Below are 21987 nucleotides of genomic sequence, written 5' to 3'. Positions count from 1 at the left end.
TCCGGTGATCGAATCTCCGTGAGGCAGCGTGCGGTCGGCGTTCGCGTCCTCACAGCAACGGAACGACGACAGCAGCGTCAGCGGAACGACGGCAGCACTTCCTCCTCGTAGAACTCGATCGCCTTCTCCTGCTCGTCGCCGATCTGGTGGAAGTAGACGTGGTCGTAGCCCGCGTCGACGGCCTGCTCGAGGCTGTCGATGTGGTCCTGTGGATCCGGACTCGTCGTAGTCCCCGCTTCGGCGATGTCCTCCTTCTCGACCATCTGCGCGGCCTGCTCGAAGTGGGCCGGCGTCGGAAGTTCCTGCCCGAGTTCGCCCGGAATCGAGCCGTTCGGCCACTTCTCGTAGACCGTCTCGACGGCTTCCTCCTCGCTGTCGGCGTAGCAGCCGTGCAGTTGCGTGTATTTCGGCCCGTCGCCGCCGGCGTCCTCGTAGGCCTCGACCGGCTCTCCCTTCGGCCCGGAGCACCAGAGGCCGTCGGCGTTGTCGGCCACCCACTCGGCGGTCTGCGGGCCAAAGGCGCTCGCGATCGTCGTCGGCTGCTCGTCGGGACAGGTGTAGAGGCGCGCGTTCTCGACCGTGTAGTGTTTCCCGTGGTGGCTCGTCGTCTGTCCCGTCCACAGCTTCCGCATCACGTCCATCGCCTCGTCCAACATCTCGAGGCGCACGTCGTGTTCGGGCCAGCGCTCGCCGGTGACGTGTTCGTTCAGGTTCTCGCCGGTGCCGACGCCGAACGTGAAGCGGTCGCCGAACAGCTCGTCGACCGTCGCGACGGCGTGGGCGACGTTGACCGGGTGGATTCGGATCGTCGGGCAGGTGACGCCGACGCCGACCTCGATCTCGTCGGTCGCGTTCGCGATCGCACCCAGCGTCGACCAGACGAACGGCGACTCGCCCTGGGCCGACACCCAGGGGTGGAAGTGGTCCGAGATCGATAGGAAGTCGAAGCCGGCGTCCTCGGCGCGTTCGGCGATCTCGACGAGCCGCTGCGGGCCGTGTTCCTCGCTCGAGAGGGTGTATCCGATCCGTGTCCGTGGCATTCCCGGCTCGCTACCACGAACCGGCGGGTAACGGTTGACCCTGCGAGGGCAAGAGCAGTAGTCTCAATCCTTCACCTCGAGGAAGGAGAGACACCAGTTCGACGGGTCGGCGAGCGCTCGGCGCGAGAACGGGATCGATTCGTCCTCGTCGTCGCCTGCAAGCGGCCGCACCGCCATGTACGTGGGGTCACAGAACCGCGAGACGACCGCCGTCTCGTAGCTCACGAAGCCGAAGCGGGCGAGCAGCTTTGAGGGAAGGGTGCGGGCGGTCACCGACAGCACGCAGGCGTCCGCGTTGTCGGCGACGACCGCCGCGAGCAGGTCGGCGAAGGCCTCGTGGGCCGATCCGAGCGGCACCGCATCGAAGACCAGTACGCCGTCGTCGTCCGACCGCGTGACGAGCGCGGCGACGGGGCGGCCGCCCTGTCTGGCGACGTACGCTGTATGGTCGACCGACGGCGCCTCGAGGAGCCAGCGGTAGTACCGCGCCTCGCGGTGGGCGTGGAACGCGTTCGGGACGCGGGAGTCGTAGACCGACGCGAGGAGGTCGGCTGGCGGCGACGCGTACCGCTCGATCTCGTAGTCGCCGTCGGAGGGCGAGAGGCGATCGTACACCCCCAGCGCGGTTTGTGCGATGGCGTCGGCCGCGTCCGAAAGCGGTCCGGCCGACCGCTCCGCCGGCAGCAACTCGCCGGGTCGCTGGACCCGGTAGTACATCGAAACCACCGTCACCTCCGACCAGCCGAGTTTCTCCTGTGCGCCCAGCGACGCCTCGTTCGGGAAGTTGAAGAACAGCGCCGCCTCCCGGTCGCGGTACCGTTCGATCCCGAGTTCCGTGATCCGGGAGTACAGCCCCTGTCGGCGGTGGTCCGGGTGAACGACCGCGTCCACCGGTTTCAGCGCCCGGACGATCCGCCCGCCGCGCCGGAGCCGGCAGGGAACGTACCCCTGGACGGCGACGATCTCGCCGCCTTGTTCGGCGAGCGTAATCGGGACGTGCGAGAGGTACGGATCGTCGACGTACTTCCAGTCGAACCAGTCGGTGCCGGGCCGATACCCCCACTGGCGTTCGAACAGCGAGAGCACGCCGTCCCGATCGCCCGGCTCGTACGATCTCACTCGGTACTCGTCCGACTCGACGGATTGCTGCTGGGACGCCATTTCGATCCAACGGCGACGGATCGCCCCTTCGTTATGCGGATCCATTGTTGATTCGAGCGCGGTATCCGGACGTAACCGCCCGCTACACGCGCGGTGTACTGCCGAAATACTGGCCGTAGATACGACGTACCTCGAGACAGAGCGCAGATCGACACAGTACCGGACGCCGAACGGTTCGGCGAGACGACTCGGGTCAACCAGCGGAGTCGCAGACTCGAGCGGGCCGACCGAACCGAAGCACCTGAACGAACCCACGAACCGAATGCCGGAATCGAACGCCTTACCCGCGACGCGTCGAAATCGCCGGTATGGAAGCCGTAGTCGAGGCGACAGAACTCGAGAAGACCTACGGCGAGACCGTCGCGCTGTCGGGGGCCACCCTGACGATCGAGCGCGGCGAGGTCTTCGCGCTGATCGGTCCGAACGGGGCCGGGAAGACGACGCTCGTCCGCGCGCTGACGGGGACGACCGACCCCGACGCGGGGGAGGCCCGCATTCTCGGCGATGCACCCCGCGCCGTCGATCGCGACCGGCTCGGCGTGCTCCCGCAGGACTTCTCGCCGCCGGACCGGCTCACCGCTCGCGAACTGCTCGACTACTACGCCGGCCTCTACGACGACGCCCGCGACCCGGCGGACGTGCTCGCCGACGTCGGGCTCGTCGACAGCGCCGACACCTGGTACGAGGACCTCTCGGGCGGCCAGCAGCGCCGGGCCTGCGTCGGCGCGACGCTGGTCAACGACCCGGACCTCCTCTTCCTGGACGAGCCGACGACGGGGATCGATCCCGCCGGTAGACGGACCGTCTGGCGGCTCATCGAGGAGCTGGCGGCCGGCGGGACGACCGTCGTGCTCACCACCCACGACATGGCCGAGGCCGAGCGGCTGGCCGACCGCGTCGGCCTGCTCGCCGACGGCTCGCTCGTCGCGCAGGGCACGCCCGAGGCGCTCATCGCCGAGCACGGCGGCTCGAGCCGGCTGACGATCGACACCGACGCCGAGCCGGCGGCGTTCGACGACCTCGAGTATCCGGTCGACCAGGCAGCGGACCGCGGCCGGAACCGGGACGCCGGCGTCGTCGTCCGCGAGATCGACCCCGAGGCGATCGGGATCGTCGTCGACTACCTCGAGGCGAACGACCTCGCGTACACCGGCCTCTCGTGGGCCGAACCCGACCTCGAGACGGTCTACCTCGAACTGGCGGACGCGACGGAACGCGAGCGGACGGGGCGACTCGATAACGGCGACGCGACCGCCGACGCGGACCGCCCTCGAGCGGGTGAGACGGCGTGAGCCGACTCGGTCGCGTCGGCGCCGAGACGAACGCCGGCTGGCGCTCCTTTATCCGCCGGCGAACGGCGGTCTTCTTCACGTTCTTCTTCCCCGTCATCCTGATCGTCATCTTCGGCGCGCTGGTCCGGACGGACCCGACCGGCGAGGGACTGTTCACGGAGCCGCCGGCCTACTACGTCCCCGGCTACCTCGCCGTCGTCGTCCTCTTCACGCCGCTCTCGCGGATGGGCAGCGAGGTGGCGCGCCACCGCGAGGGGAACCGCTTCGAGAAGCTCGCGACGACGCCGCTGACGCGAGCCGAGTGGCTGCTCGCCCAGACGGTCGTCAACGCGGCCATCATCGGACTGGCGAGCCTGCTGATCCTCGCGCTCGTGGTCCTTCTGACCGGCGCCGAGATCGCGTTCTCGCCGCTGTTGGTGCCGTACGTGCTCGTCGGCGTCGTCTGTTTCTGCGGGATCGGCGCAATGTTGGGCAGCTACACCGACTCCCAGGACGGTGCGGTCACCGCGAGCAACGCCATCGGCCTCCCCCTGCTCTTTCTCTCGGAGACGTTCATCTCGCTCGAGCAGTTGCCCGGCTGGTTCGAACCGCTGGTGAACCTCTCGCCGCTGACGTACTTCGCCCGCGGCGTGCGCGCGGCGACGTTCCCCGAAGCCGACGCGGCCGCCGTGGCCGGCGTCGATGCGACGCTGGCGAACCTCGCGATACTGGCGGTGCTCGCCGTCGTCACGTTCGCGCTCGGCGCGCGATCGATTCCGCGGACGGACTGAGACTGCGCCGGCTCGAGTCGTCCGTTTCCTACTTCTTCTCGGTCTGATCGTCGCCCGCGTCCGCCTCCGTCTTCGTCTCCGACTCCGAGTCCGTCATTCGATCCGTGTAGTCCCAACCGGAGACGACCGCCGGGTCGATCGTGATCGTCACCTCCTCGCGATCCTCGCGGAGCAAGGTTCGCGCGAGTTGCGACTCCGTGCCGCCGAGATACCGCTCTACGAGAGTCCGCAGGATCTCCTTGTCCGAATCGCGCTCGATCGACGCGGTCCCCTGGCCGCGCACACCAGCGTACGGCGGCTCGTTCGTCGAGACCTCGAACGCGACGGCGGGATCCGCGGACAGCAGCGACGCGATGTCGGCGTCCGCGGCGGTCGCACACTGCAGGCGCCAGTCGTCGTCCCCGCCGGATCGGTACCGATACCACAGCGAGACCATCCAGAGCTGATCCGACGGCGTCCGGCAGGCGAGCCGAACCGGAACGGTCGATTCCTCGAGAAACGTCTCGATTTCGTCTCGGCTGAGTGTGCCACGGAGGTCCATACCGAAGGCCACGACGCCGAGCGGTAAAATACGCCGAGCCGAAGCCTTTCCGGAGACGGAACGCGTCTACAGCGCGGGAACGAGCACCGCCGCGAACTCGTACTCGTAGACGTGGTTGAGCAGGACGTAGGTGACGACGCCGAGGACGAGGCTGAGGATCCACGAGGCGGCGGCGATCCGGCCGACGCGGGCGTGGGCGGTGTTTCGCAGCTCCGCCGGCGTGTGGGTAAGTCCGAGGATCAGCGCGTAGAGCACCACCGGCACGGAGACGACCGACAGCACGATGTGGATCGCGAGCATCGCGAGGTACGCGTAGTAGACCGGATCCGGGCCGACGAAGTGCTTCTCGCCCCCGCCGCCGACCTTGATCAGGTACGTGACCAGGAACAGCATGATCAGCGCGAACGCACCGATCATCGCCAGCCGGTGCTTCCCGACGTCACCCCGTCGGATCCAGTACCAGCCAAGCACGAGCAGCACCGTCGTCGTCGAGTTGATCACCGCGATCGCGTGCGAAAGGAGATTGATCTGTGCGGTCGTCAGATCGGGGTAGATCGGTACGTCGAGCACGAACGTACCGATAACCAGCGCGTAGCCGACTATCGTCAACAGAATCGTTGCGCCGATCGGCCGATTCCGAAGTCGTCGTCTCGCGTCCGCGGTTGCCATTGTGGGACGTTAGGAGAGTCGTCGTATCTGTCTTGCTGTTCCGGAACCCAGCCGACGGCGGCCCGACGCCGGTCTCGTCACTCGGAGTCGTCGTCCTCGAGCGACTCGAGGGAGACCGAGCCGTCGGCGCCGACGGTGACGCGGTAACCGCAGTAGTGAAACGAGGTGGAACCGTGCGATCGCGGCGAGCCGTCGGCCCGGTCGGCGAACAGCGAATCGAGCGCTTCCGGGTCGACCGCCGCGTGTAACGGCTCGTACTCGGGTGGCCGCAGTTCGGTCGGCGACACCCCTTCAGCGTCCGCGACAGCTTCGACGACCGCACGACTCGGCGTTTTGCGAACCGTCCCGTCAACACTATCGCCGCCACCCTTCATATACGACCCAATTCCCAGTCCGATCGAATAAAGCTGTCCTTCCGAGGTCGACCCCCTGACACGTACGATCCGTTTACCTTCGATATCGAAGGTAAGCGGGAAAGCCCGCTCACGCCACTGTTTTCGAATGAGGGACTATTTAGAAAAGTTGCTCCCTACACGATCGTACTAGAAAGCAGACAAAAACAGCGGCTGTTAGGTGATGCGGATCGCCGGCTTTCCGGGTCGGGCCTTCGTCGCCAACTCGTCGTCGCCGGTCGCCCGCCGAACCGTGACGTCGGCGCCGAACTCGTCGGTCACGAGCCACGCGGCGCGCTCGAGCAGGTTCCGCTCGCGGTCGGCCTCGAGCGCCGGTTCGGTTCCCCGGCCCGTCCGATCGGCCCGCTCCGCGAGGAAGGTCGCGACCGCGTCGCGGTCGACGTCGGCGTCGACGGCCTCGAGGACGCTTTCGAGGTCGGCGTCGCTTTCCTCCCGTTCGCGGAGGTGGTCGGCCGCGCGGTACTTCCACTCCTCCGCGACGACCAGTTCGATCCGCTCGGGTTCGTCGATCGCCGCGACGTCGACGATGTCGCGAACGTCCTCGAGGGTGCGTTCAACCAGCCGACGCTCGCGGCGGTAGTCGTCGACCTCACGCTCGGGTTCGGGCCAGTCGGCCTCGACGACCAGCCCTTCGCCACGGAGCTTGTTCCAGCACTCCTCGCCGAGGTGGGGCGCCATCGGCGCGATCAGCGCCGCCAAGGTCAGCAGCCCGCGGCGGTAGGTCTCGTCGTGCGGCCGGTCGTACTCGCGGTAGCGCCGGAGCAGTTGCGCGAGTTCCCGGATCTCTGTCGCGGCGCGGTGGAAGCGGAACCGCTCGTACTCCTCCGTGACCGCCGCGATCGTCCGATCGATCTCTCGAGCGAGGTACTCGTCGTGGGGGCGGCGCTCGAGGCGGGTGTCGCCGTCCTCGACGAACGCGGTCGCCATCGAGTAGAGGTCCTGCTGGAGGTCGTAGGCGCCCCGAACGTTGTTCGCGGTCCACTCGAAGTCCTGTTCGGGGTGGGCCGCCGAGAGGACGAACAGCCGCGTGGTCTCCGCGCCGTACTCCCGGGGCGTGACGGAGTTCCCCTTCGAACTGGACATCTTCTCGCCGTCGTACAGCACCGTCCCCTGGCTGACGAGTTCCTCGACGGGCTCCCGGCAGTCCAACAGGCCGAGATCCGACAGCGCCCGGGCGAAAAACCGGATGTACAGCAGGTGGAGCACGGCGTGTTCGTCGCCGCCGACGTAGACGTCGATCGGCATCCATTCCTCGGCCCGCTCGGTGTCGAACGGTCCGTCGTCGTAGTCGGGCGAGAGGAACCGCAGGTAGTACCACGAGGAGTCGACGAAGGTGTCCATCGTGTCCGTCTCGCGGCGCGCCGGCCCGCCGCACTCGGGGCACTCCGTCTCGCGGAACGAATCGTGTTCCTCGAGCGGGTTCCCCGTCGTGCGGACGAACTCCGGCAGTTCGACGGGCAGGTCCTCGTCGGGCACCAGCACGGGGCCGCAGTCGTCGCAGTGGACGACCGGGATCGGCGTCCCCCAGTAGCGCTGCCGGGAGATCAGCCAGTCGCGCAGGCGGTAGGTGACGTCCTCCTCGAGCGCGTCGTGGTCGGCCACGAGGCGCTCGCGGGCGGTCTCGCTCTCGAGTCCCGAGTAGTCGCCGCTGTCCTCGAGGATTCCCTCGCCGGTGTAGGGTTCGCTCTCGAGGTCGACCTCGCGGGTGGCGTCCGTCGGCGCGATCACGCCCTCGATCGGCAGGTCGTGCTCGCGGGCGAACGCGTGGTCGCGCTCGTTGTGCGCGGGGACGCCCATCACCGCGCCGGTGCCGACGTCCTCCAAGACGTAGCCGGCGACGTAGACCGGCAACTCCTCGCCGGTCAGCGGGTGGACCGCCGTCGCGTCGGTTTCGACGCCCGAGAAGCCGACCTCGTCGGGATCCTGCTCACGGACGCGTTCGACGTACTCCGCGACGTCCTCGTCCGCGTCGGCGAGGTCGCGCGCCAGTTCGTGGCCCGGCGACACCGCGAGGTAGGTCGCGCCGTAGATGGTGTCGGGGCGGGTACTGAACACGTCGACGGCATCGGTCGTCTCCCCCCGCTGCACGTCGAACGTGATTCGAACCCCCTCCTGCCGGCCGATCCAGTTGCGCTGGATCTCGCGAACGCCGTCGGGCCAGCCCTCGAGGTCGTCTAGTCCCTCGTAGAGCTCGTCGGCGTAGTCGGTGATCGTGAAGAACCACTGGTCGAGTTCGCGGCGGCCCACGGGGGTTTCGCAGCGCCAGCAGACGCGGTCGCCGGTTTCCTGCTCTGCAACTTGGGCGTCCGCCAACACCGTCTCACAGTCCGGACACCAGTTGACCGACGCCGCCTCGTACTCGACCAGCCCCTCCTCGTAGAACCGCTTGAAGAGCCACTGGTTCCATTGGTAGTACTCGGGCTCGCAGGTGGTAATCTCCCGCGACCAATCGTAGCCGAAGCCCATCGTCTCGAGTTCCTCGCGCATCCGTCGAATGCAGGCCTGGGTCCACGACTCGGGATCGCTCGCCCGCTCGTAGGCGGCGTTTTCGGCGGGGAGGCCGAACGCGTCCCACCCCATCGGGTGGAGGACGTCGTCGCCCTGCATTCGTCGGTAGCGGGCGTAGGCGTCCGTGATCGCGTAGTTGCGGACGTGGCCCATGTGGAGCGTCCCCGACGTGTAGGGGAACATTCCGAGGACGTAGGTCGGATCCGCGGCGTCCTCGTCGAGCTCGTAGACGTCGTCGCGCTCCCAGACGTACTGCCAGAACTCCTGCACCTGCGCGTGATCGTAGTGACTCGTCATTGGCGTGGGGTCCGTTCCGTTGTCTCCCACTGGGCGCGCCCGCTATATCATTGTTCGGCCGCCGGGAGGGCCGATCGGCTCGAGGGGCGGCGATGCCGGACGCGATCGGCTACATCGAAAGTCCGAACCCGATCCCGCGGTTCGGTACCGACGATGGGAGCCTTCGAAACCCACAGCGGACGGATACCCGACCCGTATCTGGACATCCTCGAGACGGAATCGTTCGGCCACGTCGCGACACTCGGATCGGACGGTCACCCCCACAGCAGTCCCGTGTGGGTCGACCACGACGACGGGGAGGCCGTGCTGTTCAACACGCTTCGCGGTCGCACTAAGGAGCGGAACATTCGATCGGACTCGAGGGTCTCGATCTCGGTCGTCGATCCCGACGATCCCTACCGCTACGTCTCCGTTCGCGGCCGCGCGGAACTCACCGAGGAGGGCGCCGACGAACACATCGACGAACTGGCCCGCCAGTACCTCGACGTCGAGGAGTACCCGCACCACGACGAAGAAGACGAGTCGCGCGTCATCGTTCGGATTCCCGCCGAGCACGTCGTCACCCGCGGCCGCGAGTACGAGTAAGGAACCGCAGGTAGTCGGTACGTCGGCCGCCGGACGTGCTGCGTCAGTCTCGGTCGTCGTCTCGGCGACGCAGCCACTCGAGCGCGACCGCCCCGGCGCCGCCGGCGAGACCGAGTCCGGCGGTGAATCCGGGAATCGAATCGTCGCTCTCGTCAGCGGTGTCGTCGGTCGCGTTGGAACTGTTGGTCCCATCGGTCGACGTTCCGTTACCGGTACCGTCAGCACTCGGACCACTCGGCCCGCCGGTCGTCGATTCGTTGGTCTCGTTGTCTTCCGTCGGCGTCTGGACGTCGAACTCGAGGTCCTCGGGATCGGTCAATGACGGCGGATCGGCCTGCTCGCCGGCCTCGATCGGGAACGTGTAGAGCGCGCCCGTCGTCGGCGAGTTCGGGATCAGCGGCGTACTGGTCGCGACGAACGTCTCCGCGTCTTCGTCCTCGGGCTCGAGGACGCGCGCCGTCCAGAACCCGGCCTCGGCGGGGTCGCGCCACGAGGCGATCTCCTCGGGTGCGGCGGGATCGCTCACGTCGTGGATCTTCACGCCGCCTTGGTACCAGGCCGAGTAGAGCCTGCCGTTCCGGAGTTCGAAGTTGTGTGCGGTCGTCCAGAGCCCGCCGCGGTACTGCTCGTTGACCGCCCGCGGCGCGTCGATCGTCGCCCGATGGGTCGGCTCCGCGGGATCGCTCACGTCGTAGAGGTCGATGCCGCCGGGGCGGTCGGGCTCGCCGCTTCCCGTCGCCCACGCCTCGCGGCCGACCGCCAGCAGATCGCCGGTCTCGTCGACCGCGGCGTAGTGGTCGTTCCCCGGCAAGCCGACCTGTCCGTTGTTTCCGCTCTCGGCCTCGCGATCGAGTTGTTCCTCGAGGCTCTCCTGCTGAACCCGGGAGATGAACTCGGGCTCGGCAGGGTCGCTCACGTCGACCAGATAGGTGCCGGCGTCCCAGTGGGAGAGGTACGCGATCCCCTCCTGTACGTAGACGTCGTGTAAGTACCGCGCGAGCCAGTACACGTCCCCCCAGTCGGGTTCGCGCTCGAGCAGCGACCAGCGGCCGACCTCCTCGATGCCGTCGGCGACGTCGTAGATGACGAGCGGATTCGCTTCCTGTCCGTTCCCGACGATATAGCAGTAGTCGCCCTCGAGGTAGCAGTTGTGGATGTGTGCGCCGGTTTCGTACGTATCGAGCAGTTCGGGCTCGCTTGGATCGCTCACGTCGTAGACGGCGAAGCCGTGGAAGAACGTGTCCGCGGACGGGTTCGCCGGGCCGGCGACGACCATGCGGTCGCCGTCGACCTCGAGATCGAGGAGTTCGTTCGCGCTCGCGTCGTCGAACGAGAGTCGCCGTTCCTCGGCGAGGATTTCGGGTTCGCCGGGATCGCTGACGTCGACGGTGACGAAGCCGGTCGTCGCGGCGACGTAGGCCGTTTCGCCGCCGTCGCCGACCACGACCTCGGCGGCGTTGTCGATCGGCAGGCGTGCGAGGGGCTCGTAGGCGTCTCCGTCTTGCATCGGCGCAACTCGCGCTCGGCCGGCGGCGATCCCGGGTGCGGCCAGCGCGGCCGCGCTCAGGCTTCCGGCGCGAAGGAGGGCTCGTCGGCGCATACTCGCCGTTCGATTCCCGGCGACAAATAACGTCGGTCGTCGGTTCGGTGGCCGACGTTGCTCGGGCGCGGCCGTCCGATCGTCGCCCGCAGTTACCCCTGGAACCGCCGCCGGTCGCCGGTTCCCTCGGTCATCGCGCTCGCGAGCGCCCCCTCGAGAACGACGTCGTCGCCGAGATCGGTCACGCGGATCTCGGGGACGTTGCTCATCACCATCTCCGAGACGCGCTCGCGGATCGGCTTTACGACCAGTTCCTCGTTGTTGAGCGCGACGGCGCCGCCGAAGGAGACGACGATCGGGGCGAAGGAGTGGACGACGTTCGCTACACCCATCGCGTTCCAGTGGGCCAGTTGGTCGATCGCGTAGTCGGCCAGTTCGTCCTCGCCGGCGAGTTCGAAGACGTCTTTCGCGGTAAAATCAGGGTCGTCGAGGGGTAGGTCGGTCGAAATCGTCGGGTCGTCTTCAGCGAGTAGTCGGACGTAGTCCGGGATCCCGTTCCCGGAACAGTACGCCTCCCAGTGGCCGTCGTGGCCGCAACCGCAGGTGAGCCGCCCGCGCGGGTCGACGATGCAGTGGCCGACCTCGCCGGCGTTGCCGTCCCAGCCGGCCAGGATGTCGCCGTCGCAGCAGACGCCGGCGCCGATCCCCGAGGAGACGGTGATGTAGACCATGTCGTCGGGGTTGCGGTCGGCGTGGAACCGCTCGCCGATGACGCCCGCGGCGGTGTCGTTGTGGAGGTAGACCTCGTCGCTGTCGATCAGTTTCTCGATGGGGCCGGTCAGCGGAATCCGGTCGATCGAGTCCGGCAGGTTGGCCGGATCGATCACCGCTCCCTCCGCGAGGTCGAAGGGGCCGATCGAGCCGATCCCCGCCGAGACGATCTGATCCGGTTCGATCCCGGCGTCGGTGCAGGCTTCCCGCAGCGTCCGGAGGACTCCCTCCGTCACGTCGATGCCCGTGGGGCCGCGCGGCGTGGCGTTCCGGCTGACGCCGATCGTCGTCCCGTCGCCCTCGGCGACGGCCGCCCGCACGTTCGTCGCCCCGAGGTCGACGCCCGCGTAGTAGACCATGCTGTGTACCTAGGAACAACTCACCGGCCTACTTAACTACACATATTGTACTCGCGAACGAGTAGTATTCGCACGCGATACGGGCTCACTACTCCGGTTATGTGGCCCAAAAGCGCATCGTGTACGTCAGGCCAGTCCTCGATCGCGGATCGCGACGGTGCCGCTCACTCGATGCGGTCTGCCGGATCCGCGACGTCCCCGCCGGAGCCGTCGTCACCGACAGGAGCCAGCGAAACCAGCGTCGAGATGCGCGCGTTCTCCTTCAGCTCGAGGCCGCCGTCGGCGACCGACAGCGGCAGCAGCGGCAGGTGCGAGTCCACGCGCACCGAGGGATGGGAGCCGCCGCGTGCCAGCAACTCGTTTCGGGGCTGGAGCAACAGCGGCACCTCCGGATCCGTCAGGAACTCGTTGAGTTGGACCACGTACTGGTCGCCCTCGAGGGTCCACCAGCCGTACTCGTCGTCCGGGTCGCGGGGTTCGGTGTCGACGGGCTCGAGATCGGCGTCCTCGAGCTCGTCGCCGCCGAAGTCGATCCGCCCCGGCGCGGCGACTTCGTAGACGGCGCCGGCCGTCAGGTCGACGCCGTGCTCGTGGACCTGTACCGGCTCGTACACCAGGTTGTCGACGAACTCGGCGAGCGGGTTCTGGGTCGCATTTTCGGCGGACATGTCGGTCGTACAGACGGTTGCGAGCGCCAAAAAGGATGCTGTCGATCGGCGCTGGCGGCTTCGACTCGCGAACTGCGTTCGACTCGAGTCGCGGTAACCGCACCGCGGGACGCCGGAGGCTGCAAAGACGGCAGCGTCCCGGACCTCTATATGCTCCTCGCCGTAGACCCGCGTATGGTCGACGTACTCAGCGACGAGATCGAACGCTTCGTTCGCGCCGTCGGACCGAGCCCCGACGAGACGCTCGCCGAGATGGACGACTACGCCCGGTCGCAGGGCTTCCCGCACGTCGGGCCCGAGGTCGGCGTATTCCTCCGGTTCGTCGCCCGCGCGAGCGACGCCGAGCGCATCTTCGAGTTCGGCTCCGGCTACGGCTACTCCGCCTACTGGTTCGCCGAGGCCCTGCCCGACGACGGCGAGATCGTCCTCACCGAGGTCGACGAGAACGAACTCGAGCTGGCCCGCGACTACCTCTCCCGGGGCGGCTACGACGACGTCGCCCGCTACGAACTCGGCGACGCGCTCGAGACGATCGAGAACTACGACGGCCCCTTCGAGACCGTGCTGATCGACCACCAGAAACACCGTTACCTCGAGGCGTTCGAAGCCGTCCGCGAGAAGGTCCCCGTCGGCGGCGTCGTCGTCGCGGACAACGCGATCACCGCGGGGCCGATCGTGTTCGACGACCTGCTCGCCGCGCTCGAGGGTGACGAAGACGTCGACAAAACCGAACTCGACGAGTCGACGCGGGGCATCGTCGACTACCTCGAGCGGGTCAAATCCGATCCGGCCTTCGAGACCGTCGTCCTCCCCCTGGGGGAGGGAATCGCGGTGAGTTACCGCGTCGAGTAATCCGAGGTGTCGCTCTCGAGGTAGTCCTCGGTGGCGTGGGTCTGCGAGGCGCCGTACTCGCGGAAGCCGAGGAACGCGGTCGCCGTAGAGGCGGTCAGGAAGGTTGCCCACGTGACGGCGGTCAGCGACTGGACGACGGTCCCGCTCGGACCCGGCACGGCAGCGCCGACCGTCTCGAGGCCGACGGCGTGGAGTCCCGCGACCCCGAGAAAGCCGATCCAGAGGGCCAGCGACAGGTGCGCGAGGGTCCGTCGCGTCACCCGGTTCGCGTACTGTGCGAGGCCGTAGACGGCGACGACCGCGAGGGCGGTCGCCCCGATGGTCGCGCCCGTCGCGTCGGCGGCCGCGGTCGCGAGGCCGGCGACGGCGAAGCAGGCGAACGAGGCGGCGAGCAGGAGCCGATCCGAACGGGCGTACGCGTGGATCACGTCGGACACTGCTTTGCTGGCACGTATAGCCGACCGGATATATAGCTGTTGGTGGCGCCCATCGTCGCCGGCGAGTTCGGCCGGGTAGCGCACCGTGGCGCCGACGGTGCCGCCTCACTCGGTCTCGGTCTCGCACTTGCTCCCGCTTTCAGCCTCTTGACTGTCTCCGGCCACGACCGGGAGCGTCACCGACACCGTCGTCCCCTCGCCGGGGGTCGAATCGATCCGGATCTCGCCGTCGTGGCGCTCGACGATCCGCTTGCACAGCGTCAGACCGATCCCGGTACCGGCGTGTTCCTCGCGGCTGTGGAGCCGCTGGAACACCTCGAAGACCCGATCCGTCTGCTCCGGGTCGATGCCGATCCCCTCGTCCGCGACCGAGATCTCCCACATCGTTCCCTCGCGGCTCGCCGAGATCTCTATCGTCGGCGCCCCCTCGCCGCTGTACTCGATCGCGTTCGACAGCAGGTTCTGGAACACCTGCCGCAACTGGCCGGCGTCGCCGCGAACGCGGGGTAGCGACTCGGCGACGATTTCGGCGTCGCTCTCCTCGATCCGGAGCTCGAGATCCTGGCGCACGTCCGCGAGCACCCCGTTCAGGTCGACCGGCTCGAGCGGTTCGCCCTGGGTTTCGATCCGGGAGTACTCGAGCAAGCCGTCGATCATCTCGCGCATGCGCTCGGCGCCGTCGACCGCGTAGTCGATGAACTCCGCGGCGTCGTCGTCGAGATCGTCGGCGTAGCGACGCTCGAGCAGTTGCAGGTAGCTCGTGACCATCCGCAGGGGCTCCTGCAGGTCGTGGGAGGCGGCGTAGGCGAACTGCTCTAAGCGCTCGTTCGAGGCCTCGAGCCGGCGCTCGTACTCCTTGCGCTCGGTGACGTCCTGGGCGATCGCCATCCCGGAGAGGACGTCGCCGTCCTCGTCGGTGATCGTCGCCGCCTGCACGCGCCACACCTGCCCCTCGTACTCGATCTTCCGGACGAGTCGCTCGCCGTCGAAACTCCGCTCGAACAGCTCCTCGAGTTCGGCGCCGACCGGCGTCGGGAAAACGTCGGACGGCCGGCGCCCCTCGAGGTCCGTCGCCGACTGCGGCAGGTCCTCGAAGCCCTTGCCGTCGACCAGCGTGTACCGCAGGTCCTCGTCGTACAGCGTGACGACGCCGTTCGGGAAGTTCTCTGCGAGCGTCCGGTAGCGCTGCTCGCGCTCCTCGAGTTTGCGCTGACGTTCCCGTCGCTCGGTGATGTCTCGGAAGTACACCGAGAGCCCGGTCTCGGAGGGGTAGATCTGGATCTCCATCCAGATCTCGAGCGAGCCGGAGTAGCGCTCCCACGAGATCGATCGCTGGGTTTCCATCGCCTCGTGGTACCGGTCGATGAGCTCCGACCGGGTGCCGCCGGGGAAGACGTCCCAGACGACCTCGCCGACGAGTTCCTCGCGCGGGTAGCCCAGCAGTTCCTCGGCGCGCTCGTTGACGTGCGTGAACCGCCACTCCTCGTCGAGCGCGTAGAAGCCGTCGGAGACCCGGCCGAGGATCTCGCTCAACTCCGTCTCGAGGTCGTGCTTGCGCCGCTGTAGTCGGCGCTCGGTTTCGATCCGGTCGAACGCCGTCTCGAGGCTCGACGCGGCGATCTCCGCGATCGACAGCGTCCCCTCGTCGAACGCGTCCGGTCGTCGCGAGCCGGCGATAACGACGCCGTAGTCGCCGACCGGGAGGACGAGTTCGCTTCGAATCGGCGTTTCGGGATTGTAGACGTCAGGGTCCGATCTGACGTCGCCGGACAGTTCGGGCTCGCCGGATTCGAACGCGCGCCAGGCGATGCCCTCTCCGCGCTCGAACGTCGGCGGCTCCTCGAACAGGGTCGCCGCCGGTTCGGACTGTCGAACCGGCCGGAGCGCGTCCCGCTCGGAATCGTAGGTGAAGACGCCGTTGATCTCGAGGCCGAGCGTCTCCCGCAGACTTCGGCAGGCCCGTTCGGCAGCCTCCTCGTTCGAATCCGCCTCGAGCCAGTCGCGGACGGCCGCGTTCAGCCGTCGCAACTGGTCGATGCGGCGGTGGCGGTCGGTCACGTCGTAGTAGCATTCGATCCGCCCGCCGGCGTACGGACCGGACTCGATCGGCCGGCTGCGGTGCTCGAGCCAGCGCTCGTCGCGCTCGTCGCCGGCGGTCACGCGACACTCGAATCGCTCGCGGTCGGTCCCGTCGTCGTAGGTCGAGAGGACGGTGTCGCGAAACCCCTCGGGATCCGCGGTTCGGTGCTGGATCGATTCCTCGATCACTCGGTGCTTGTCCCGGCCGAGGACCGCCGCGCGCTCGAGGCCGAAGTACCGTTCGATCGTCTCGTTGGCCCACGCGACCCGGCGGTCGGCGTCGAGGACGAAGATGCCGACGTCGGCCTCGTCCAGGACGGGCGCGAGCGAGCCCGGATCAGCGTCGGCCAGGACGGGCGTCGTCGCTGCGTGCTCCTGCGCGTCGTCGTGTCGGTATTCGACGCCGTCGGACTCCTCACCCGGTTCGTCCCGCTCGCGGACGATCCCGATAACTGCGCGCCGGCGACGCCCGGTTTCGTTCGCGTTCCCGTCTCGCCGCTCGCTCTCGGATTGCGAGTCCGAGTCGCCTTCATCGACCCGGAACACGTTGAGCCGAACTTCGCAGGGAACGGACGCGCCGTCGACGGTCCGGAGATCGAGCTCGAGGGTTGCGACGGACTTCCCGTCCGCGCCGGTGCCGGCGTTTCGACGCCGATCGGCATCGGCGCCGGCGGTTTCGTTTTCGCTTTCGGGCGCGCGGTCGTCGGTCCGTGCCCGCACGCGGCGCTCGAGGCGGGGGACAGCGTCCGTCTCGAGCAGCACGGAGACCGGTTCGTCGAGGACGGCGTCCCGGTCGTGGCCGGTCAACTCAAGGAGCGCGTCGTCGACCGCGACCAGCCGGTTCGCGGCGTCCAGCTGGAAAACGCCGCCGTCGACGGCGTCGACGAGGGCCCGGTAGTACTGACTGCCCGGGTTCTCGCTGCCGTCCGCCCAGAACGTCGGTGTCGGTTTCGTCGACGGTGCCCGGTCGCTCATTAGCCGTGAAAAGCCGCATGGACGCATAAGTCCAGCGACGGGGGTACCGAGCCGACGTTGACGACTAAACCCGTCGGCGGCCGACGGTACCCTCGAGCCTCCGCTCCGACTCGCGGTTGGCCCGTGCTACTCGTCGTCGGCGAGGAGACGTTCTTCGGGCGACGGCCGTCCGGGATGGATGCCGTAGCGCGCGAAGCCGTACAGCACCGTCAGGGCGATCGCACAGCAGACCAGCGCGCCGACGATCGACTCGAGCGCGAGGCCGACGATCGGCCCGGCGAACGCGTCGCCGGCGGCCGCGGCGGCGGCGCTTTCCGGGGCCGCCGCCAGCGCGTACGGCAGGAAGGCGACGAACGCGACCGTCCACCACCGCGTCGCCGCGGTGCGGAGTCGGTCGACGCCGTACTCGCGTGCGGCGTCGGTGACGCCCGCGACTCCCAGGCTCAGTAACAGGAGGGCGGGGACCAGTCGGTACGGCGAGTTCAAGCCCGTATTAACCGCGACGCCGGCGGCGGCGATCGCCACGGAACCGACGAGCAACGCCGAGGGAGGTGCCGAAATCGATCGAGTCATCGCTGCAGACCGGTAGCGAGTCGTTGGACAAAACTCTCGCGAATCGCTCGCGCTCGAGGTCCCCGCGGACGACCGTCGCTCGAGCGCGGCCGACAACAAAGAACGTATTACCGGCGCCGACGAGTCGAACGTGAGAACGAATGAGGGCCAGGTCACGGCCGGGACGGGCGAATCGACCGTTCGATACGGATGCAGCGGACGCCCCTCGACGGCGGTCCGCGGGGGGTGAGCCGTGCAGTTCCTAACGCGACTCTGGAAGCGACACGTCCGCGGGGAACCCGACGGCTATCGAGCGTACGTCTCGCTGCCGACCGAGGATCGGTCGTTCGGCGAGATCCACGACTGTATCGAACGACTGGAGTACGCCTTCGAAGGACGCCTGGACGTCTACGCGCGGACCCGGGGCGTCGCGGCGGTCAGCGATCCCGTCTCCGCCGCGCAGTTCGACGGCGACGCCTTCGAGTCCGCGCTCGAGCGCCTCGAGTCGTGTTACGACGAGACCCACTCGGTGGCGCGCCTCGAGAAGTGGCGGCGGTTCGACGGCCGGCTCGTCAAGTCCTACGTCGTCGTCCCGGTCAAGCCGCTCTTTCCGCGGAATCGGACGGACGACGCGCCGCGGGTCCGGGCGACCGCGGAGTGACGGGAACGAGCGCGAGAAAAAAGGCGGCGACGGCGGTCGTCGCGCGGATCAGTCGTCGTCGCTCGGACCGGGACCCGCGCCGGGCTCGCGGTCCGTGCGGGAGGACGGACTGCTGGAACGGTCACGATCGGGCGATGAGCCGCCGGTCTCCTCGTCCGGTGCGACGCTCGAGGTGCGTCCCATCCACTGATCGATGTTGTTCGAGACGTAGTCCTTGCCGCCCCAGCCGAACGCGACGCCGGCGCCGATGGCGACAGCCGCGGCGAGGCCCCACGCCAGCGCTCGCGCGAAGACGTAGAGGATGTTGACGTCGATCCCCATCGTGTCGAGACCGATGACGATCGCCGTGAAGTAGAGGAACATCCGCGCGCCGTTGGCGAACCAACTCGCGTAGACGGTCTCGGCCGCCGCGCGCGTCCGCTCGATCACGTCGCCGATGAAGTCCGCGACGACGAATCCGATGACGATGACGAGCAGTCCGGCGATGAACGCCGGCAGGTACGACATCGCCGTCGAAACCCACTCCGACAGCAGCTGGATCGCGAGGGCGTTTGCGGCCGCCAGGATGGCGAGACCGTAGACGAACCACTTCGCGAGCGAGCCGAACGCGCTCGAGACGGCTTGCTCCGTGCCGCCCATGATGCGTCCCAGCGGCGTCTCGAGGACCATCCTGTCGAGTTCGATTCCGTCGGCGAGCCGTCGGACGGCGCGACCGGCGAGCCGGCCGACGATCCAGCCGACGAAGAGGATTACCAGCGCGCCGACCAGACGCGGCAGGAACGTGATGAGCTCTGCGGCCGGCTCCTGCAGCCAGTCGGGGACCTGTGCCTGTTGGGCGGGTTGTGGCTGTACCATGTCTCAATCCTTGGCGCCCACGGCGTTTCGTAATTGAGTGCCTATCGAAATGTAGTGAAATCAATAGAAGTTGGGCGGCGAGCGAGCGTCAATTGAAGTGTCCGTTACCCCGAATTGCGACTCGAGCGGACCGTGACGGATCGATATCGATTTCGAACCGTCGGTTCGTTCGAATCGACAGCGAGCGCGCACCGACCGTCCCGCAGTCGTGCGATAACGGTGTGTTGGTTCGACTCGTGCAAATCGGTCGGTGTTCCACGCGATTCCACCGGCAGCGTTCGGGCGCACCGCTGGGACGTTGGTACCGAGTTTCATTCATGATCGGCGCTCGGAGGACGCCGCAACGGTTCTCGTCGATCGATCGAATCCGTCCCCGCGCTCGCAGCGAATTTCCGAGTCGATCGCCGGGTCGGCGAAAACTCGTCTGCGGATAGCACGAACCACCTATCCGCGAACCAATGATCGTCGATAACTGATCGATCTCGCCCGTCCCAGTAATCCCGGATTGGGCGATCGGACCGATTCCGTCGATCGGGGAGCTACCGATCGGGATCCGGACGAGGCTCCACGTGGGGCTCGGGTAGCAGGTCCTCGAGCGGCTGTTCGTCGAGCCACTCGAGCAGCGCCACGAGCTGGTCGGTCGCGGCCTCGAAGAGCCGCTCGCCGACCTCGGGCATCGCGTCGGTCTGGTCGCCGAAAACGCCGTTCGGGCTGTTCTCGATCGCGTCGTAGAACGTCGTCGCGCCGTGGACCCGTTCGTCGTCGTAATCGAAGACGACGCCGCCGTCGCGGGCCTCCTCGAGGCGGTCTTCGTGGACGAGTTCGTTCGCGATGTGCATGATCATTGCGGTCTCCTTGGGACCGCCGTGGGGGCCCGGCGTCTCGAAGACCTCCTCGATCAGGTCGGGGATCGACTCGTCCCACATCCACTCGACGGCGTAGGCGGTGCCGTCCTCGTGCAGGCGGCGGCCGACCTCGCGGAGGTGCGCGACGTTGCCGCCGTGGGCGTTGACGTAGACGATCCGGTCGATGCCGTGGTACGTGAGGTTTCTCGAGAGGCTCTCGACGTAGTCCCGGAAGACCGGCGCGTCGACCCACATCGTGCCGTGGAACTGGCGGTGGTGAGAACTGACGCCGATCGGAATCGGCGGCGTACAGAGGAAGCCGGTCCGCTCCGTCGCCTCGCGGGCGAGCGCCTCAGCGATCATGTGATCCGTGCCTTCGGGCAGGTGTGGTCCGTGTTGCTCGGTCGACCCCAGGGGGACGACCGCCAGCGACTCGTCGGCGACGTAATCGGCGAGGTCGGGCCAGGCCCGGTTCGCGAGGTACATAATCGCCCCTCTCGCCGGAGTCGGAAAACGTTATGTGCCCGTCCGGCGGGCGCAACCGCTGCGAGTCGATTCCTCGAGGACGGCGCGTCGCCCTCGATAGCAAATATTAATATTCGAACGGCGCCGAGTTATTATATGGCAGTCGTAAGCGTCTCGATGCCCGACGAACTCCTCGAGCGACTCGACCAGTTCGCCGACGAGCACGGCTACACCGGCCGCAGCGAGGTCGTCCGCGAGGCTTCCCGAAACTTGCTCGGCGAGTTCGAGGACACCCGACTCGAGGATCGAGACCTGATGGGGATCGTCACCGTCCTCTTCGACTACGAGACGACCAGCGTCGAGGAGCGAATGATGCACCTGCGCCACGAGCACGAAGACCTCGTGGCTTCGAACTTCCACAGCCACGTCGGCGACCACCACTGCATGGAACTGTTCGTCCTCGAGGGCGAACTCGAGGACATCTCGACGTTCGTCGGGAAGATCCGCGCGACCCAGGACGCGCTGACGATCGACTACTCGGTGACGCCGGTCGACGGCTTCGATCCGATCGCACAGGACGGATAACGGTACCGGCGACGGTCGTCCCTCACTCGAGCGGGTAGCCGGCAGAATGCGGCCGAACACCTAGTTTTACTGGATCCCCCACGAATACCGCGGTATGTCCTACCGGAAAGTCAACTACGAAGACGTCGAGCAGGTCTCGAGCGCGATGCACTTTCTGTCCGATCCGCTCGAGACCGAGCAGGTCGGCGTGACGGTCGCGCGCTGCGATCCGGGGTGGAACAGCAAACCCCACGACCACACCGACAACGACCACGAGGAGGTCTACGTCCTCATCGAGGGCGAGGCGACGGTCGTCGTCGACGACGAGGAGGTGTCGATGGAGACCGGCGACGCGCTCTGGATCCCGCCGGAGTCGACGCGCCAGATCCGCAACGGCGACGAGGAAAGCGCCTTCGTGCTCGTGAGCGCCCCGAGCATCGGCGAGGAGGATAGCGACGGCGGCGAGTGGCTGCTTTCGGGTTTCGCCGGGTGAGGTGCGCTCGAGGGGTCCGACTCGCCCGGTAGCCGAAAGCGGCTCCGCCGCTCGCCGATATCGAGAGGCCGGCGGGACGATTTAGTGACTCGCCGTCGTCGTCGAACGCAGGTGAGTCTCGATTTACTCGAAACACCACGCAGTCGTGTCGCTCGTCGTCGCCGGCGCACTCGCGTATGTCCTCCCGCCGATCGAGGTCGCCGGCGTTTCCGTCCCCGCCGCCCTCATCGTCGCCTACGCGGTCGCCCTCGGCGTCTTCATCGACCTCGATCACTTCCTCATCGCGCGGTTCAAGACGGGGTCGTGGGACGCCGTTCGGTTCTGCCTCTCGAATCCGACTGCGGCCGTCGCCGATCAGGACCGAATATTCGGCCGCGGCGACGTCGGCGTCCTCTCGCGGCTCCTGAGCCATTTGTTGCTCGCCGGAATTCTCGTCTCGCTCCTGGCGCTCGCCAGCGTTCCGCTCGCGATCCTGACTGGAGCGGTACTGTACGTGCACATCGTCTGCGACGTAATCTGGGACATCTGGCGGCTGGATCACCACGCCGACGCGGCCGCGAACGAGGACGAACTACTCCGCGCGCTGCGGTGACGG

At 67.6% G+C, this 21987-nt stretch carries 22 protein-coding genes; 8 read left to right on the top strand and 14 right to left on the bottom strand.

Going from position 1 to position 21987, the window contains the following annotated elements; all coding sequences use genetic code 11:
• Positions 1 to 77: 77 nt before the first annotated feature.
• Entirely contained in the window at positions 78 to 1040 is a 963-nt protein-coding gene (locus tag HALXA_RS09505; protein ID WP_013880128.1) for a TIGR03557 family F420-dependent LLM class oxidoreductase, read from the bottom strand.
• Positions 1041 to 1103: 63 nt separating this feature from the next.
• Positions 1104 to 2246 carry a GNAT family N-acetyltransferase gene (locus tag HALXA_RS09500; protein WP_013880127.1) on the bottom strand — a complete coding sequence of 381 codons (1143 nt, stop codon included), beginning with the start codon at positions 2244 to 2246 and terminating at the stop codon, positions 1104 to 1106.
• A gap of 263 nt (positions 2247 to 2509) precedes the next feature.
• Here HALXA_RS09500 and HALXA_RS09495 point away from each other — a divergent pair, with 263 nt between their 5' ends.
• Together HALXA_RS09495 and HALXA_RS09490 are read left to right on the top strand one after the other, a co-directional pair.
• Positions 2510 to 3493, top strand: coding sequence for an ABC transporter ATP-binding protein (locus HALXA_RS09495; protein ID WP_013880126.1), 984 nt, complete (start codon positions 2510 to 2512; stop codon positions 3491 to 3493).
• Complete coding sequence (locus tag HALXA_RS09490; RefSeq protein ID WP_013880125.1) at positions 3490 to 4263, top strand: ABC transporter permease; 774 nt, start codon at positions 3490 to 3492, stop codon at positions 4261 to 4263. Before HALXA_RS09495 ends, HALXA_RS09490 begins: the two co-directional genes overlap by 4 nt.
• A gap of 28 nt (positions 4264 to 4291) precedes the next feature.
• On the opposite strand, the gene HALXA_RS09485 is transcribed toward HALXA_RS09490, so the two are convergent.
• The 4 genes from HALXA_RS09485 to leuS all read right to left on the bottom strand — a co-directional run bounded on the left by HALXA_RS09485 (position 4292) and on the right by leuS (position 8691).
• Positions 4292 to 4804, bottom strand: coding sequence for a pyridoxamine 5'-phosphate oxidase family protein (locus tag HALXA_RS09485; RefSeq protein ID WP_013880124.1), 513 nt, complete (start codon positions 4802 to 4804; stop codon positions 4292 to 4294).
• Between the two features lie 66 nt (positions 4805 to 4870).
• Positions 4871 to 5473 carry a DUF420 domain-containing protein gene (locus HALXA_RS09480; protein ID WP_013880123.1) on the bottom strand — a complete coding sequence of 201 codons (603 nt, stop codon included), beginning with the start codon at positions 5471 to 5473 and terminating at the stop codon, positions 4871 to 4873.
• 77 nt (positions 5474 to 5550) lie between these two features.
• Entirely contained in the window at positions 5551 to 5847 is a 297-nt protein-coding gene (locus HALXA_RS09475; RefSeq protein ID WP_013880122.1) for a HalOD1 output domain-containing protein, read from the bottom strand.
• Positions 5848 to 6042: 195 nt separating this feature from the next.
• Positions 6043 to 8691, bottom strand: a complete 2649-nt coding sequence (gene leuS, locus HALXA_RS09470) for a leucine--tRNA ligase (protein WP_013880121.1) — start codon at positions 8689 to 8691, stop codon at positions 6043 to 6045.
• Between the two features lie 153 nt (positions 8692 to 8844).
• Between leuS and HALXA_RS09465 the strand changes: the two genes are divergently transcribed.
• On the top strand, positions 8845 to 9276 hold the full coding sequence (locus HALXA_RS09465; RefSeq protein WP_013880120.1) for a PPOX class F420-dependent oxidoreductase: 432 nt from the start codon (positions 8845 to 8847) through the stop codon (positions 9274 to 9276).
• A gap of 43 nt (positions 9277 to 9319) precedes the next feature.
• On the opposite strand, the gene HALXA_RS09460 is transcribed toward HALXA_RS09465, so the two are convergent.
• The 3 genes from HALXA_RS09460 to HALXA_RS09450 form a co-directional block, all read right to left on the bottom strand.
• A complete protein-coding gene (locus tag HALXA_RS09460; RefSeq protein WP_013880119.1) occupies positions 9320 to 10876 on the bottom strand; it encodes an LVIVD repeat-containing protein in 1557 nt (518 codons plus the stop codon).
• A gap of 92 nt (positions 10877 to 10968) precedes the next feature.
• Entirely contained in the window at positions 10969 to 11946 is a 978-nt protein-coding gene (locus HALXA_RS09455) for an ROK family protein (RefSeq protein WP_013880118.1), read from the bottom strand.
• Positions 11947 to 12110: 164 nt separating this feature from the next.
• Positions 12111 to 12614 carry a dCTP deaminase gene (locus HALXA_RS09450; RefSeq protein WP_013880117.1) on the bottom strand — a complete coding sequence of 168 codons (504 nt, stop codon included), beginning with the start codon at positions 12612 to 12614 and terminating at the stop codon, positions 12111 to 12113.
• Positions 12615 to 12788: 174 nt separating this feature from the next.
• Here HALXA_RS09450 and HALXA_RS09445 point away from each other — a divergent pair, with 174 nt between their 5' ends.
• Positions 12789 to 13466 (top strand): O-methyltransferase, encoded by a 678-nt coding sequence (locus tag HALXA_RS09445; protein ID WP_013880116.1) that lies wholly within the window; start codon positions 12789 to 12791, stop codon positions 13464 to 13466.
• On the opposite strand, the gene HALXA_RS09440 is transcribed toward HALXA_RS09445, so the two are convergent.
• The 3 genes from HALXA_RS09440 to HALXA_RS09430 all read right to left on the bottom strand — a co-directional run bounded on the left by HALXA_RS09440 (position 13451) and on the right by HALXA_RS09430 (position 17530).
• Positions 13451 to 13903 carry a hypothetical protein gene (locus tag HALXA_RS09440; protein WP_049895273.1) on the bottom strand — a complete coding sequence of 151 codons (453 nt, stop codon included), beginning with the start codon at positions 13901 to 13903 and terminating at the stop codon, positions 13451 to 13453. The two genes, HALXA_RS09445 and HALXA_RS09440, sit on opposite strands and share 16 nt — an antisense overlap.
• A 105-nt stretch (positions 13904 to 14008) precedes the next feature.
• Positions 14009 to 16957 (bottom strand): PAS domain-containing protein, encoded by a 2949-nt coding sequence (locus HALXA_RS09435; RefSeq protein ID WP_013880114.1) that lies wholly within the window; start codon positions 16955 to 16957, stop codon positions 14009 to 14011.
• Between the two features lie 126 nt (positions 16958 to 17083).
• Positions 17084 to 17530, bottom strand: coding sequence for a hypothetical protein (locus HALXA_RS09430; protein ID WP_013880113.1), 447 nt, complete (start codon positions 17528 to 17530; stop codon positions 17084 to 17086).
• A gap of 232 nt (positions 17531 to 17762) precedes the next feature.
• Between HALXA_RS09430 and HALXA_RS09425 the strand changes: the two genes are divergently transcribed.
• Positions 17763 to 18170 carry a hypothetical protein gene (locus HALXA_RS09425; protein ID WP_013880112.1) on the top strand — a complete coding sequence of 136 codons (408 nt, stop codon included), beginning with the start codon at positions 17763 to 17765 and terminating at the stop codon, positions 18168 to 18170.
• 48 nt (positions 18171 to 18218) lie between these two features.
• Here HALXA_RS09425 and HALXA_RS09420 read toward each other — a convergent pair whose 3' ends face one another.
• Positions 18219 to 19025: a mechanosensitive ion channel family protein gene (locus HALXA_RS09420; RefSeq protein WP_013880111.1), complete on the bottom strand. Its 807-nt coding sequence runs from the start codon at positions 19023 to 19025 to the stop codon at positions 18219 to 18221.
• A gap of 539 nt (positions 19026 to 19564) precedes the next feature.
• Positions 19565 to 20356 (bottom strand): creatininase family protein, encoded by a 792-nt coding sequence (locus tag HALXA_RS09415; protein ID WP_013880110.1) that lies wholly within the window; start codon positions 20354 to 20356, stop codon positions 19565 to 19567.
• Positions 20357 to 20491: 135 nt separating this feature from the next.
• Here HALXA_RS09415 and nikR point away from each other — a divergent pair, with 135 nt between their 5' ends.
• From nikR to HALXA_RS09400, 3 genes are all read left to right on the top strand, one after another.
• Positions 20492 to 20920, top strand: a complete 429-nt coding sequence (gene nikR, locus HALXA_RS09410; protein ID WP_013880109.1) for a nickel-responsive transcriptional regulator NikR — start codon at positions 20492 to 20494, stop codon at positions 20918 to 20920.
• A gap of 94 nt (positions 20921 to 21014) precedes the next feature.
• Positions 21015 to 21392, top strand: coding sequence for a cupin domain-containing protein (locus HALXA_RS09405; protein ID WP_013880108.1), 378 nt, complete (start codon positions 21015 to 21017; stop codon positions 21390 to 21392).
• Between the two features lie 145 nt (positions 21393 to 21537).
• On the top strand, positions 21538 to 21984 hold the full coding sequence (locus tag HALXA_RS09400; protein ID WP_013880107.1) for a hypothetical protein: 447 nt from the start codon (positions 21538 to 21540) through the stop codon (positions 21982 to 21984).
• Positions 21985 to 21987 lie beyond the last annotated feature (3 nt).

Origin of the sequence: Halopiger xanaduensis SH-6 (assembly GCF_000217715.1) — an archaeon.
Lineage (GTDB): Archaea > Halobacteriota > Halobacteria > Halobacteriales > Natrialbaceae > Halopiger > Halopiger xanaduensis.
The sequence above is the reverse complement of the archived record's forward strand: the minus strand, read 5'-3'. Positions and strand labels throughout refer to the sequence as shown.